At 49.9% G+C, this 14,949-nt stretch carries 14 protein-coding genes and 1 rRNA gene; 10 read left to right on the forward strand and 5 right to left on the reverse strand.

The features are described from left to right. Positions 1-113: ribosomal RNA gene (locus H6F76_RS15670) — 16S ribosomal RNA — on the reverse strand; the annotation flags it as partial. Positions 114-476: 363 nt separating this feature from the next. On the opposite strand from H6F76_RS15670, the gene nadC reads away from it, so the two are divergent. Beyond that, positions 477-1,364: a carboxylating nicotinate-nucleotide diphosphorylase gene (gene nadC, locus H6F76_RS15675; protein ID WP_190509595.1), complete on the forward strand. Its 888-nt coding sequence runs from the start codon at positions 477-479 to the stop codon at positions 1,362-1,364. Between the two features lie 20 nt (positions 1,365-1,384). On the opposite strand, the gene H6F76_RS15680 is transcribed toward nadC, so the two are convergent. After that, on the reverse strand, positions 1,385-2,239 hold the full coding sequence (locus tag H6F76_RS15680) for a C39 family peptidase (protein WP_190509597.1): 855 nt from the start codon (positions 2,237-2,239) through the stop codon (positions 1,385-1,387). A 558-nt stretch (positions 2,240-2,797) separates the two neighbouring features. On the opposite strand from H6F76_RS15680, the gene argS reads away from it, so the two are divergent. Next, the gene (argS, locus tag H6F76_RS15685) at positions 2,798-4,558 is read left to right on the forward strand and encodes an arginine--tRNA ligase (protein ID WP_190509599.1); all 1,761 of its coding nucleotides are present in this window, start codon (positions 2,798-2,800) and stop codon (positions 4,556-4,558) included. An 88-nt stretch (positions 4,559-4,646) separates the two neighbouring features. On the opposite strand, the gene H6F76_RS15690 is transcribed toward argS, so the two are convergent. Together H6F76_RS15690 and H6F76_RS15695 are read right to left on the reverse strand one after the other, a co-directional pair. After that, a complete protein-coding gene (locus H6F76_RS15690; protein WP_190509601.1) occupies positions 4,647-5,693 on the reverse strand; it encodes a zinc-dependent dehydrogenase in 1,047 nt (348 codons plus the stop codon). Positions 5,694-5,861: 168 nt separating this feature from the next. After that, positions 5,862-6,209, reverse strand: coding sequence for a hypothetical protein (locus H6F76_RS15695; protein ID WP_190449925.1), 348 nt, complete (start codon positions 6,207-6,209; stop codon positions 5,862-5,864). A gap of 209 nt (positions 6,210-6,418) precedes the next feature. Between H6F76_RS15695 and tmk the strand changes: the two genes are divergently transcribed. Together tmk and H6F76_RS15705 are read left to right on the forward strand one after the other, a co-directional pair. Further along, positions 6,419-7,108, forward strand: a complete 690-nt coding sequence (gene tmk / locus H6F76_RS15700) for a dTMP kinase (protein WP_190509603.1) — start codon at positions 6,419-6,421, stop codon at positions 7,106-7,108. A 43-nt stretch (positions 7,109-7,151) separates the two neighbouring features. After that, positions 7,152-8,120, forward strand: a complete 969-nt coding sequence (locus H6F76_RS15705; RefSeq protein ID WP_190509605.1) for a DNA polymerase III subunit delta' — start codon at positions 7,152-7,154, stop codon at positions 8,118-8,120. 1 nt (position 8,121) lies between these two features. Here H6F76_RS15705 and H6F76_RS15710 read toward each other — a convergent pair whose 3' ends face one another. After that, on the reverse strand, positions 8,122-8,835 hold the full coding sequence (locus H6F76_RS15710; protein ID WP_190509607.1) for a hypothetical protein: 714 nt from the start codon (positions 8,833-8,835) through the stop codon (positions 8,122-8,124). A 209-nt stretch (positions 8,836-9,044) separates the two neighbouring features. Between H6F76_RS15710 and H6F76_RS15715 the strand changes: the two genes are divergently transcribed. The 6 genes from H6F76_RS15715 to H6F76_RS15740 all read left to right on the forward strand — a co-directional run bounded on the left by H6F76_RS15715 (position 9,045) and on the right by H6F76_RS15740 (position 14,883). Further along, positions 9,045-9,572, forward strand: a complete 528-nt coding sequence (locus tag H6F76_RS15715; RefSeq protein ID WP_190509609.1) for a hypothetical protein — start codon at positions 9,045-9,047, stop codon at positions 9,570-9,572. 74 nt (positions 9,573-9,646) lie between these two features. After that, complete coding sequence (locus H6F76_RS15720; RefSeq protein ID WP_190509611.1) at positions 9,647-10,513, forward strand: DUF3153 domain-containing protein; 867 nt, start codon at positions 9,647-9,649, stop codon at positions 10,511-10,513. A 170-nt stretch (positions 10,514-10,683) separates the two neighbouring features. Then, the gene (locus tag H6F76_RS15725; protein ID WP_190449919.1) at positions 10,684-11,760 is read left to right on the forward strand and encodes an AI-2E family transporter; all 1,077 of its coding nucleotides are present in this window, start codon (positions 10,684-10,686) and stop codon (positions 11,758-11,760) included. Between the two features lie 227 nt (positions 11,761-11,987). Next, positions 11,988-12,350, forward strand: a complete 363-nt coding sequence (locus H6F76_RS15730) for a LapA family protein (protein WP_190509612.1) — start codon at positions 11,988-11,990, stop codon at positions 12,348-12,350. A gap of 235 nt (positions 12,351-12,585) precedes the next feature. Next, positions 12,586-13,425 (forward strand): ScpA family protein, encoded by an 840-nt coding sequence (locus H6F76_RS15735; RefSeq protein ID WP_190509613.1) that lies wholly within the window; start codon positions 12,586-12,588, stop codon positions 13,423-13,425. A 279-nt stretch (positions 13,426-13,704) separates the two neighbouring features. Next, positions 13,705-14,883 carry an NDP-sugar synthase gene (locus H6F76_RS15740; RefSeq protein ID WP_190449916.1) on the forward strand — a complete coding sequence of 393 codons (1,179 nt, stop codon included), beginning with the start codon at positions 13,705-13,707 and terminating at the stop codon, positions 14,881-14,883. The last annotated feature ends 66 nt before the right edge of the window (positions 14,884-14,949 follow it).

Below are 14,949 nucleotides of genomic sequence, written 5' to 3' on the forward strand. Positions count from 1 at the left end.
TCTCACGCGTTACTCACCCGTCCGCCACTAAGTCCCGAAGGACTCCGTTCGACTTGCATGTGTTAAGCAGACCGCCAGCGTTCATCCTGAGCCAGGATCAAACTCTCCATGTTGTAAAAACAAGAAGAACCCTTAAGGCTCAAATCTAAGCAAACACATTAGCCAAAACTAATGCCCTTACCTTTCGTTATCTCATTCCTAAGAATAAATTCCTAGAAAACACTTTCTTTCACAAAGATTAAGTGCTATTCTGGCTTCCAAACTATTTAATTCTCTAGGTTCAGGCGGCCTCGGCTCGCTTCACTTTCGCTGCGCTTGCCTCACCGCTTATCTAACATAACAACAGAAGAAGGAAACGTCAAGCAGGAAAAAAAAGAAATTGGGAATGTAGGAAAGTATCGCAGAAGGGGAAACTGGGGCTGAAGCTAACGCTCTAAAGCTACGCTGCTAAACTATTGTCCAGAAAGTTAAGCCGTATGGAGTTAAGTAGGCTTGTGAGAGTGAAGGCAGTATTACCTCCGTGGCTTGTTTTGGAGCCACTTCTGCAAGGGTGGCTTCTAGAAGATATTGGTCGGGGCGATCGCACGACTTCGTCTCTCTTTAGTGACCCACCTCCCATTGGTGAAGCGGCATGGATTGCGAAAGAGGATGGTGTGGTTGTTGGACTACCGATCGCTGCCAGAGTTTTCCAGCTTCTAGATGAACGCGTTAGCTTTGATGCAAAGGTACTTGAGGGAGCAGGAGCCAAAAAGGGACAGACGATCGCTGCGATGCGAGGATCGATGGAAGCTTTGCTCACAGGTGAACGGGTAGCACTGAATCTGGCAATGCGTCTAAGCGGTATTGCAACGTTGACACGCAGGTATGTGGAACAGATTGCAGATTTACCAACGCGATTGGTTGATACGCGTAAGACGACACCAGGATTACGCGTACTGGAAAAATATGCAACGCAGGTGGGCGGAGCTGTTAATCACCGAATGGGGCTGGATGACAGTGTGATGATTAAGGATAATCACATTGCAGCAGCGGGCGGTATTGAAGCGGCGATCGCACTTGTTCGCGCTGGGATGCCTTACCCACTGACGCTAGAAGTAGAAACGGAGAGTTTAGAACAGGTAAAAGAAGCTCTGCAGCATGGAGCAGACATTATTATGCTGGACAATATGCCGTTAGAGATGATGCAAGAAGCAGTGCAAATCATTCGACAGACGAGCAATCGCATCAAAATTGAAGCATCTGGAAATATTACTCTGAAAACTATTCGCTCGGTTGCTGAAACTGGGGTCGACTACATTTCGAGTAGTGCCCCAGTAACCCAATCAACGTGGCTGGATCTTAGTATGAGATTACTCGATCGCTAATCTTCCTGGATAAGTACTGTTTACAGTCCTGTTGGGAGCCCAGTTGGTTTTCCTTTAATACTGGTGACAATTCTACCCCAGCCTGCTTCACCGCCCTGATCCCAAAAAATACGCTGCATGGTGTCGTAAGTGTAGGGATCAAAAGCGCCACCAATGCCAATGTCGTAGTTATCGCTAGCGCCGTGGCGAATACCATAGGGATCATGCACTAGCCATACTTTCTTCGCAGGATCATGTCCAACAATGATGCAGATATGCCCGTCGTATTTGTAGGCAAAGCCAGCCGCGATTGGTATGTTTGCTTTTAGGGATAGCAGTACATCCTTTGATGAAAGGGTATAGCTGAAATACGACTCGATACCTAAATCTTTGAGTGCCCTGGTCTGAGCATCATGATCAGTGGTGTCTCCGTACTTAGCAACCAACCGCATATAAATTGATTCTGGCTCTGGCAATCCCTGCTCCTTTGCTCTATTGGTTAGCTCCCCTTTAAGCAAATAATTTGCCAGCATTGTGTTACTTGTCGTGTTGCATTGCCGCCAGTCGTACCAAATCTCTCCGGCTCTAGCAATTTCTTCATTTCCTAGCTGGCTGGCATAAGGAACATTGAGCTTCACAGCCTGAGTCGCTTCTTCGCCCTCAACTCGAATGTGCGGATCGTAAGCGTAGACAGCTTCCAGCTTGGTTTTGCCGTCCTTAGCCGTCATTGGCGACGCCAGCTTTAGAAAGAGATGTTGGTTGCGATCGGGAGAAAACTCAGTGACATAAAAAGTGCTGCCCTTAGTCACAAGAATCTTCTCGGAGTCAGTCAAATCGCTTGCTCCTAAGACTCGCTTTTTGAGAAAGGTATTAGCTTCGACGGTTGCTTTTGGCATGATGGTAGACCCTGAGTGGGGGCGGAGGATAGCTTGAAAGGTAGTTAAGAGAGTTAAAACTCTCGTTCTTGCGCTGAGGTTTAAAACAATTGGGGACAGCAGCTTTGCGGAAGTTCAGATCCTTATTAGGCTACCAAAAAGTTATATTTAATTTTTAGACAGATTTAAAAAGGTTTTTAAGTTAGAAGCATCAATCGCAAGATTGGCGGAACGAGCAAAGAAAGCCGTTTTTAAGATGCCCCATTTCTCTTACGACACAACAAGCGGATAACGCAACAGAGCATCAATATTCCTCTAAGCGAAGAGGCTAGGCTATGGCTGGATGATCGCAGTATCAACTTAGAGGCAACGAATTGGGTTGTTTCTCACTACAGTCATGAACTCCCAGGAATATAGACACTGAAATAATGAGAAGAACGGTACTAGTGCAGGGCAAAGCTCTTGGAATGCGGGGAAATGGGTATAGGCGCTGCAACTGGGGGTCTAACCAGAGTACGCTGATGGAATACGGTTGCGGTCTAGGACTAAAACCACATTTTTTGCTGTGAATTTCTCGCTATGATTTCTACGATCGCTCAACTGAAAAATCGCTTTGGGCAAGCCTTAATAGCCGCCTTTGGTGCTGATTATGGGTCTGTTGATCCAATTTTGGTGCCTGCAAGTAACCCTAAGTTTGGGGATTATCAGGCGAATGTGTCGTTGTCGTTAGCAAAGCCGTTGGGTAAAGCTCCACGAGCGATCGCCGAGCAGCTTGTACAACAGCTTGATCTAGCTGATTTATGTGAGCCGCCCACCGTAGCCGGACCAGGCTTCATTAACCTAACCCTTAGAACGAGCTACCTAGAGGCGCAGATCAAAGCTATTCAGTCTGATCCCCGTCTAGGAGTGGCAGCGATTGACCAGCCGCAGCGTGTCATTGTCGATTATCCCAGCCCCAACATTGCCAAAGAGATGCACGTAGGACACTTGCGTCCTGCGATCGTTGGAGACTGCCTTGCCCGTATTCTTGAGTTTATAGGACATGATGTCCAACGCATTAGTCATATTGGCGACTGGGGCACGCCATTCGGGATGCTAATTGCCTACTTACGGGAAGCATACCCAGCAGCGTTAACAGCTAGTGAATCCTTAGATTTAGGTGATCTGTCCACGTTTTATCGGCAGGCAAAAAAGCGGTTTGATGACGACGAGAACTTTCGTGAGGCAGCACGTCTGTCTGTTGTCGAGCTTCAGGCGGGCGAGGCAGAAACCCTGCAAGCATGGAAGATTGTATGTGAATTATCCAGCCGTTCTTACCGCGTTATCTACGACCTGATGGGCATTGCACATGTCCTTGAGCGGGGAGAATCATTTTACAATCCCTTGCTAGAAAGTGTGATCGAAGATTTGAGGGCAACTGGGTTACTGGTCGAGGATAACGGAGCGCAATGCGTGTTTCTGGAAGGTTTTACAAATAAGGAAGGTAAACCGCTACCGCTGATTGTACAAAAGTCAGATGGTGGCTACAACTATGCAACAACCGACCTAGCAGCCATTCGTTATCGGGTGAAGGAAGATAAGGCACAGCGGGTCATTTACCCTGTGGGCATGGAGCAGACGAATCACTTTACCCAAATTTTTCAGGTAGGACGACGGGCTGGCTGGATCACGGAGGCAGTGGAGTTCATTCACGCGCCGTTTGGTTTAGTGCTAGGAGAGGATAACAAGAAGCTAAAGACCCGATCGGGTGAAGCAGCGCGTCTTCAAGATTTGCTGGATGAAGCGATCGTTCGTGCTCGTGCTGACTTAGAAGCGCGCCTTCAAGCAGAAGAGCGGCAAGAAAGCGAGGCATTTATTGCCCACGCTGCACAAGTAACTGGCATTAGCGCCATTAAGTACGCTGACCTGAGCCAGAACCGCACTAGCAACTACATTTTTAGCTACGACAGGATGCTTGCCCTACAAGGCAACACGGCTCCTTATATGCTCTATGCGTATGTGCGAGTACAGGGCGTTAGCCGCAAGGGACAAATTGATTTTGAGGCATTGGGCACGGATGCCAAGATTTTGCTGCAAGACGAAACAGAATTAGTGCTGGCAAAACACCTACTGCAACTAGACGAGGTTTTGGCGCAGATTGATGAAGATCTCCTGCCCAATCGGCTCTGCCAATACCTCTTTGAGCTGAGTCAGAAGTTCAATCGGTTTTATGAGCAGTGCCCCATTCTTGATGCAGAAGAACCATTACGAACCTCGCGGCTCATTCTGGCTGACTTGACGGCACGATCGCTCAAGCTAGGGCTGGCTCTACTGGGCATTCCTGTACTGGAACGAATGTAAGCAACTGTTGGAACTTTGGCTTTACATTGGCCAGCATTTGTCCTCAGGCTGTTTGGGAAACAGCTTGAGGACAAGAAAGCAAACTGGCTTACGGGTAAATCAGAATCTTGTAGGTTTCAGGTCCCGGTGAGATGGCTTGCTCGACAGCCGTTGCTAGATCTTTAAGCGGATAGCGATCGCTCACCAATGCATCGACATCAATCCGCTTATGGAACACGATATCTGCTGCTAATGCTTGCACCCGATAGGACGAACTGTAGCTACCCATCAAGTCGATTTCGCGCCGATAAAGAATGTTTGGATTGATCGGAATCTCTAATTCATCCGGAAATTCGGCAAAGAACAGAATTTTGCCACCTTTGCGAGTGCAGTCGAGTGCCTGAAAGAAGGCTTTGTCGCTGGGTACTGCCAGAAGGCTAGTATCAACGCCCATACCTTGAGTTAGCGCCTGAATTTTGGTCGTTAGCTCAGGATCACGGGCATCAAAGGCAGCATCGGCACCAACGCTGAGCGCTTTTTCAATACGTGTCGGCAATAAGTCAGTGGCGATCGCTCGTGCCCCAAAATATTTCACCAGCATGATAAACATCAGCCCGATCGGACCCGCACCTGTAACCAAGACCGTCTGACCAGGCGCGATTTGAGCTTTTTTGACAGCTTTTAAGCAGCAGTTAGTTGGCTCGACAAAGCTAGCTTGCTCGAACGTTACGTCGTCAGGAATTTTTACTAGACCGCCACTGCGGACAATATGCCCTGGCACGTTGACATACTCAGCAAAGCCACCACCACTAGGTGCAAAACCTGCTGTTGTGGTGATGTTTTTATAAACATCGCACATCGAAAAGTTGTCATTCAGACAATAGGCGCAGTGCATACAGGGAATATGATGCAACACGACCACGCGATCGCCGACCTGCCAATTATGCACATCAGCCCCTACAGCAGCGATCGTTCCAGCGGTCTCATGCCCAAAAATGCGCGGCGGATTGTAAAGGGGATAACGAATTTTTTTGATATCTGACTGACACAAGCCCACAACCTGCACTTGCACCAGCACTTCATCCGCTGCGACTGCTGGAACCGGAATCTCCTCGTAGCTCAGTTGGTTTACGCCCCGAAATACTTGCGCCTTCATGGTCTACCTCAAAACCCTCAATGCAGACTCTACCACTGCTAAGACCTTACCCGTCTTACTACTACAGAAATAAAGTGCTTGCCTCTTAGATTTCAGCAATCGCAACATTGAGCAGCGCGTTGGGTAGCAGATAGTGCAGTGATCAAAGCCATCAACTGGCTTGGGGCATTAACCAGCAACAGTGTCAATCAAACTCCAATGGCGATTATCGGCGATCGCCTGGCTCACCAATTCGTACATCCGCCGACAGTGGTTATTAGTTTGCAGCGGCAGTTCTTCATTTTTAATCACAAAGCTCATGCGAACTTCGCGATCGGTCGCCAGCGTCTTATCAACCAGCACCTCAACAGTGACCAGTTGTGTAAAGGCAACATTGCCCGGTACTTCACGCGCCATCAAGTAGTCGCCGGTTTCGTAAATAATATCGAAATTACAGGATTCCAAAGTCTCGCTCAGCAGGCGTTGGACGTTTCCTACAGATGCCGCAACTGTAAACAGGCAAGTATAACGAGCCATAACTAACCCCGGACACGTGACATTAGAACTTCGCTATCATATCGTTCATCTAGCATAACAAGCCTTATCTTCAGGTTTTGGCAGACTGGAAATACCCTTCTGACCAGTAAAAACGTGTCAAGCAAGGCTAAAAACCAATGTCATAACCAGGTGCGTATGAGAGTCGAATATCCATAGACTACTACTTAGGGTCTGCGCTGTAAAATACTATGCAAGGTAAGTTGATTGTCTTTGAAGGTGTAGAAGGCTGTGGCAAAACGACCCAACTGCGTCGATCGCAGCAATGGCTGGTAGACAGCGGTTGGCAAGCACTGCTACAAGCGAAAGGCTGCCTTCAGCACCTCGTTACCACCCGCGAACCAGGTGGGACGGCACTCGGCTTGCAAGTACGCCAACTGTTGCTGGAGCCATCGACAGAAGTCATGCAAAGCCGTGCCGAATTGCTCCTTTATGCGGCTGACCGTGCCCAACACGTCGAGGGATACCTCAAACCGCAGTTACATCAGGGAGCACTGCTTTTGTGTGATCGCTACACTGACTCAACGATCGCGTATCAGGGCTACGGGCGCGGCATTGACCTCAATCTCATTGCTCAACTTAACGCGATCGCCACCGACGGGCTAGAAAGCGACCTTACCCTTTGGCTCGACCTGGATGCAGCTATAGGGTTAGCCAGAACCCGTCAACGCGGCACTATTGATCGCATTGAGCAAGCCGACCTCTCCTTTCACCAGCGTGTCCAGCGAGGCTTTACCGAGCTAGCCGCACGCTATCCCCAACGCATCACCCGCATTGATGCCAGTCAGACAGAAGCGAACGTTGCTGAACAAATCCAGAAGGTCTTGAGTCGGCAGTTTGCAAAGTGGTATGGGTTAGAAAGTAGGAAGGGTGAGGGCTAAAAAGTTTTTGAGCCTTTATCCTTTAGCCGTTAGCCTTTCCCTCATGTCTCCCTTTGCGCCACTGATTGAACAAACCCACGCGGTCGAGCTACTGACTCAAGCAGTCGCTAAAGATCGGCTGGCACCCGCCTATCTCTTTGCAGGCGCACCTGGCATTGGGCGGCAACTAGCGGCTGAGTGTTTTTTAACGCTTTTATTTAGTGGAGGCAAAGGAGCGATCGCCCCTACAGAAGCCTTACGGCAACGCCTTCAGCAACGGAACCATCCCGATTTGCTGTGGGTTGCGCCCACCTACTTGCATCAGGGGAAGCGACTATCGATCGTAGAAGCAGCAGACGCGGGTCTCAAGCCTAAAACACCACCCGTCGTACGGTTAGAACAAATACGCGAAATTGCCCGTTTTCTCTCGCGTGCACCTCTGGAAGCATCGCGAGCGGTCGTAGTCATCGACCATGCCGAAACAATGGCAGAAGGAGCCGCCAATGGGCTGCTAAAAACGCTAGAAGAACCGGGACAGGCAACGCTCATTCTGATTGCTCCTAGTACAGAGTCATTGTTGCCCACACTTGTATCCCGCTGTCAGCGCATTCCGTTCTATCGCTTGAGCGTCGGTGGCATGGCGCAGGTATTGGAGCGATCAAGACAGTCTGAAATTCTCCAACATCCAGAAGTCTTGCAGCTTGCTCAAGGCAGCCCTGGCGCAGCGATCGCCCACTGGCAGCAACTTCAGGCAATGCCAGCAGACCTCCTGCAAGCCATCACCCAACCGCCACGCACCGTTCGAGAGGCGCTCAGCCTTGCCCGTGATATTGACAAAGCATTGGAAGCAGAGGCGCAGCGCTGGCTGATTGATTACCTGCAACAAACATACTGGCAACAAAGCTGCACGAGCGGCCACCAGCTACCAAATGCGGCACCCATCAGCCTGCTAGAAAAAGCACGACAGTATCTCATGCGAAACGTACAGCCACGCTTGGTGTGGGAAGTAACTCTGATGGGCATGGTGCGCTAGCTCAATAGCCAGAAGGGTTGCTGTAGCGCACGCCATATTGAGGATCAACGACCACTTGCCGCTCAGTGCTAGAAGATGGAGCCTGATAACGCACGCCATATTGAGGATCAATTACTACCTGTGGTTCGGGACGAACCGTCGGAATGACGGTGCGGATATTGTAATAAGGCGCTGGGTAAGACACCCTTGGATAAGCTTGTGAAGGGTAAGCTTGCCCAGGATAGGACTGTTCAGGGTAATACTGTTCAGAGGCCTTGGGAGTAGTGACGATCGTCGGGTTGACTAAGGTTGAATTGCGAATGGAACCATTAATCACCGTTGGATTCAGCAAGACTGAATTGTCAACGCTGCCATGCTGCGGAAATCTAGGTTGCCGATAGGTGTAGCCACCAGAGGGATAAACGACAGACGGGTAATAAGTTGGAGTGCCAATTTGTATCGAAAGCCCAAACCCTGAAACAGGATGAATTGGCTGCCGAAACGGATAGTAGCCCGAACCATGAAACGAGCGCACAGGCGGAAATGTAATCGTCTTCCCTGGCGTAGCGTAACCGTTACTCGGCACGCGCAGCCCTGGTTTGGCACTGACAGCAGACGACCATGCAGCGATCGCCACAACGCTTAGTAAAAGCGATGCGCCTAGGAGAGAAGGCTTTCGGGAGTATATTCCAGACAAGGACTGTATACGCCAAAGCGTTAAAGGTGTTTTAGCCATTGTTTTTACCATAAAGGGAGGAAAAATTGAGGTAAGCAATGACACCCTCATTGCCTGGTATGACGCACGCAGAAGCAAGTTGTTAGCTGAAATCCCTTGCCCTATAGGACTACTTTCTAGCTTAACTTGTTCCGATAGAATGGAAAGGGTCTGTTGTTTTAGGCGACCACCTTATTCAGTTCACACTGTTGTCATAGCGTTCGACTATTGTGAGTTTAGATTCTCTCGATACCGCCAGAGCAGATTATCAGGCTGGGAAAGCTGCCTTCGAGCGTGGCGAATACCGCAAAGCAGTGCAGTTTTTAGAGTCTGCTAAAACGCTGGTCAATGTCACCTCTCGCTTTGGTGGCGAAGTACAAATTTGGCTAGTGACCGCTTACGAAGCGATGGGGCAGCGCTCGGACGCACTTGCTCTTTGTCGTGAAGTCAGCCGACACCCTGATTTACAAATCCGCAAACAAGGCAGCCGCCTGCTTTACATTCTGGAAGCGCCTCGGCTTACCGCTCGTCCAGAATGGTTGACCCAGATTCCCGATCTCACTGCGCTGGGTGACGGTGATGAGCGCGATCGTCTAACGGCTGCAACGATCGCCCCTACTAAACAATCTGAGAAACCAGCGTTTCAGCTTGAAAATGTAATTGATCCCCAGCGAGTGAACACGAAGGATAATCGCTTTATTTGGGTTGCTTTGGGGGCTGGAGTGCTGGTGCTAGGCGGACTGGTGTGGTTCATGTAACAGCACAATCATTTCCTCATAATCTTCGCGTATGCTGAGTTCTCGTAAGCCTTCGTTTCCACGATCGAACCGCCATGCCGCTAATCAGTAGTGACGCGCCAAACCAGAGGCTCCACTCCCAACAGTCGCCATTTCAGCGAACCAGACAGCTTTCGACACAAATTATCCAGCGATCGCGATCGCTCTGGTTAATGCTACTGCTCTCGCTGCTGCTATCTGGGTGTGTACGATACGACGTTGGTGTGCGGTTCGACAGCTCCAATGGGGGTGAATTTGTGCAGCACATCCAGATTGAGGAACGGCTGAAACAATTTAGTGGCGGTACGGCACAACAATGGTTAGCGCTCATTAAAGAGCGAACTCAACGGCTGGGCGGACGGCTCGAGCAACTGCCAGATGATGATCTGCTAGTCACGATTCCGTTTACGAGCAGTGGGGAATTGCAAACCAAATTCAACCAGTTTTTTAGCCCTCTGGAGAACGACAGCCCAACTGTAGCAGCCGCGATCGCCCTGCCGCCTGTTGCCTCTCGCTTTACTATTGCCACCAGCAACTTGCTGTTAGTCGAGCGCAATCATCTTCGCTATGACCTAGATCTGCGATCACTCGGCGTACTTTCATCCAGTGGTAGTGTACTACTCAGCCCTGCGTCCCTGCTTGGCTTGGAGTTTCGGCTGCATACGCCGTGGGGTGCTAAAAGCACCGGGTCTGCTATCAATCAGCCAGACAGTGAGCGATCGGGGAAAACGCTAGTTTGGCAGCTCGTCCCTGGTGCCTTGAACCATCTAGAAGTTGTCTTTTGGTTACCTAGCCCATTAGGATTTGGCACCCTAGCGATCGTCCTTTTGGTTGTAGTTGGCAGGTATTTGAAGTATCCACCATCAGACACTTTTAGCCATCAGGCATCAGCTTTTAGCCCTAAAGCCAATGCTGATAGCTGACTGCTAACTGCTGACCGCTTAAACCACTGCGTATGATAATCAGCGCTTTGAGACTGCCCAGTTAAAGCGAATCCAGAGGTAAAGACTGTCCTGTAATCGAACCAGGATGAGCCATTTTGTGGCAAGTTGGGTTGTACACTTCTGCTAAAACCTTTGTGAGAGGGTTTGCGATGCGCCGTTCAACCAAACTTCAACGTCTACTTGTTTTCGGTCTCATCGGTCCGATCGTGGGGTTGAACGTCTGGCTGCTGACCCAGGTGTATCGTTACTTTGAACATCTCATTACGCTACTGGCGATCGCGGCAATTCTCGCCTTCTTATTGAACTATTCAGTACGTTTTTTTGAACGTGCCCGGATGACTCGCACCCAGGCAGTGACAGTAGTCTTGCTAGCGACCTTCACGCTACTTGTGATTCTGGGTGTAACGCTAGTACCGCTCTTGATCGAGCAAGCTACCCAGCTGCTTGAACGCATTCCTGCCTGGTTAGAGGCAAGCCGCAACAATCTACAATCTCTCGACAGTTGGGCAAAGGCACGCAACCTACCCCTAGATTTGCAGGGCATCACGGGACGCATTAGTGGTCAGATCGAAAGCCAGCTTCAGACGTTGGCAGCACAGGCACTTAGTTTTGCCCTCGGTACTGTCAGCGGTTTAATTGACGGCACGCTAGTGCTGGTGCTGGCGTTTTATATGCTGCTCTATGGCGATCGCCTGTGGAATGGTCTGATTCAGTTTCTTCCCCCCCATATCGGCATTCCGCTAGGCATCTCACTACGACTCAACTTCCAGAATTTTTTTATTAGCCAACTGCTGTTAGCTGTTTTTATGACCGCAGTGTTGATCCCAATTTTTTTGGTGCTTAAGGTGCCCTTTGCACTCCTCTTTGCACTAGTGATTGGCATTGCCGAACTCATCCCCTTTATCGGTGCGACCTTGGGCATCGGTCTAGTCACTCTATTGCTGTTGCTGCAAGATGTGGGTTTAGCAGCCTGGGTTGGCGTTTCTGCCACAATTATGCAGCAAGTTCGTGATAACGTTCTCGCACCACGGATGATGGGCAGCTTCACCGGACTCAACCCGATCGTCATTCTGATTGCGCTCCTGGTAGGGCTTCAGGTGGCTGGCTTTTTAGGTGTGGTGGTCGCTGTGCCAATCGCAGGTACGATCAAAGGCACGCTAGACGCCATGTATGGCACCAAACAGACCGCAGGCGTGGCGACAGAAATCGTACCAAGAAATTTATAGAGTCAGGAGTAGACTGCAACTTGAGCACTCAGCCAAGCGAGAGTGGAGAGTAGGAGTGGCGGCAAACTTAGCGCCTCGCATCCCATCTGAAATCGCAAAACAATCGATCGACTGCAACATTTTGCCCCTGCCTCTGCTACAAATTTGAGTAGCCGATCGAGACGTAGCTGTTCAGAACAGCTATTCTCTAGGCAGAAGTAAGTGATCTGCAAGTGTAGGACGTTAATATGCGACAAATTAACTTTGTCATTATCTTCGTTATTTGTCTGGCTTTAGTGCTATTCGGCATCGAAAATACCGACCCAGCTGTGATTCGGATTGTTAAAGGGATTGAACTGCAAGCGCCGCTCTCCGTCGAACTAATCCTGGCAATGGGCATTGGGGCAGTGCTGGCTTGGGTTTTTAGCGTGTGGACTCAGCTTCAGCGGGCGCTCGACTCTAAGAAGGATGTGCGAGTTAAGGATGTTCGAATCCAGGAGCTTGAAGAAAACGTTGAACGCTACAAAGCAGAACTTGAAGAACAACAGCGGCTTTTGCCTGCCGCCGCGCACTCCACTCAAGGCAACGAAGCGGAAGTCTATGCCCAGTAGAAGCTAACAAGTTTTGAGTTTTGAGTTTAAGCTTCATCTTCATAGCTCAAGACTCTGAACTTAGCGCTCATAACGTTTCCTTGCCTCGACCCCTGTGCGTTAGCATACAAAAAATGATTTCTGACCTGATCATGCCGCTGAGTCTTTGGAGCCTCTGGGTGCCCTTGCTCCTGCTTGCGTTTATTGTGCTGGCAGCTCTCTGGTTTGCTCGAATTCCTCTTCGGTAGGTGCCTGCATGACCCTTTCTCTCGCACAGGACGCGATCGCCTTTCTTATTGACCTGGCAGAACGGGGCGAAATTGATCCGTGGGATGTCAAAGTGATTGAGGTGATCGATCGCTTTCTCAGCACTCTGACACCCCTTAACAGCGGGCGTGAACTGTATGAAGCAACCTTGTCTCAGTCGGGACAAGCATTTTTGTATGCCTCTATGCTGGTGCTGCTTAAAGCAGATAGCCTCTCTCAGCCAGAGCCAGTGGCACCACAACCAGAGCCAGAGGAAGACGTAGACCTTGACGCAGATGGGTTAGCGGGTGGTGCCTTGCCAGCCAACCTGGAGCGCCAAATTCGTCGTCGTGCGGTTGCCCAGCCGCCTCAGCGACGGCGAGTCACGCTGAAAGAGCTGATTGACCAGCTACGCACGATCGCCACTGCTCTAGACGAGAAAACGCCGCGTGTACGTCGTCCCCGTCCGCAATCGCGCAATCAGGCGGTACGGGCGATCGCTCAACTTGCCCACCAGGAAAATTTGTCAGAGATGGCAGTAGCGCTGGAGCAATTTTTTATAGACCAGTGGCAGACAATCGCCCAAGGTGAGAGCTGGCTCGATTTCGACTTACTTTTAGAGCTATGGTCTCAGGCAAGCGAGTACAAAGTCGGAATTCCTCATGATCCTCATGCAGGCAACGCGACGCACGATCGAGTTGGCATCTTTTGGGCATTGCTGCTGCTGTCGGCGCAATCAAAAGTCGAACTGGCACAAGAGGAATTTTATCAGGATCTCAAAATTCAGCTTCTCTCTGAGCAAGCATTATCTGAACTGGCAGATTGGTCAGCGCGTGCGTCACCTGATTAAGTTTGTTAACATTGCGGTTGACACAAGCTTGATGGAACGGAAAACGCGCAATCGCTTTTGCTAAGTGGTATCCGCGCTTTCGTTATAAAACTTAACTATAGATGTGATGAAGTAGTTATCTAGTTTTAATAGGGCTTCACAAAGAGTCATTCTTTTACATTGACTCGTTCTGAAGATCGCCTAGCATCAGCACAGGGCTGCCTCTTCCGCCAGCTTATCCAAGCATTAGGCGTAATTAGCTAACATTTAGTGGCGAAGGTTTGGGGAGATGAACGATCTATGAAAGCTATGATTCTAGCAGCCGGTAAGGGAACGCGCGTCCGTCCCATTACCTACACCATTCCAAAACCAATGATTCCGATTTTGCAGAAACCCGTTATGGAGTTTTTGCTGGAACTGCTGCGGCAGCACGGATTCGACGAAATTATGGTTAACGTGAGCCATCTGGCAAGCGAAATTGAAAGCTACTTCCGTGATGGGCAGCACTTTGGCGTGCAGATTGCCTACTCCTTTGAGGGGCGCATTGTTGATGGCGAACTGGTTGGTGAGGCGATCGGCTCGGCGGGTGGCATGCGGCGCATTCAAGATTTCTCCCCGTTTTTTGACGATACGTTCGTCGTGTTGTGTGGTGATGCACTGATTGATCTTGACTTAACTGCTGCTGTGAAGTGGCACCGCGAAAAGGGTTCGATCGCCACGATCGTCATGAAAACGGTGCCCCAAGAAGAAGTACCGAGCTACGGGGTGGTCGTGACGGATGATGAGGGTAGGGTCAAAGCGTTTCAAGAAAAACCTTCCGTTGAAGAAGCCCTCAGCAACTGCATCAACACGGGCATCTATATCTTTGAACCCGAAATTTTTGATTACATTCCTTCGGGTGTGGAATTTGACATCGGTGGAGAACTATTCCCTAAGTTGGTAGAAAAAGGTGCGCCCTTTTACGGTGTACCGATGGACTTTGAATGGGTAGACATTGGCAAAACACCTGACTATTGGCGAGCGATCCGCAGCGTCTTAAATGGTGAAGTCAAAAACGTTGAGATCCCTGGTCGCCAGGTGGCACCAGGCATTTACACGGGCTTAAATGTGTCGGTCAACTGGGACAAGGTGGATATTCAGGGTCCCGTTTATATTGGCGGGATGACGCATATTGAGGACGGTGCCACCATTATTGGACCGACCATGATTGGTCCAAACTGCTGGATTTGTAGCGGGGCAACGGTTGATAACAGCGTTATTTTTGAATATGCCCGTCTGGGTCCTGGTGTGCGGCTGGTAGACAAGCTAGTGTTTGGTCGCTACTGCGTTGATAAAACAGGCGCAACGATCGACGTACAGGCAGCCTCCCTCGACTGGCTGATTACGGATGCTCGTCAGGTGTTACCGTCTCATCCACCAGCGGAACGACAGGCGATCGCTGAACTCCTGAACACTGACGGCAAAATCATTGGTGTTTGAGCGATCGCGATCATTTAGTGCTGGGTAGCAAGAATGCCACAAGAAGTTCTTTCTACCCAGCCTGTT

The sequence above is a fragment of the Leptolyngbya sp. FACHB-321 genome (genome assembly GCF_014695975.1).
GTDB lineage: Bacteria > Cyanobacteriota > Cyanobacteriia > Leptolyngbyales > Leptolyngbyaceae > Stenomitos.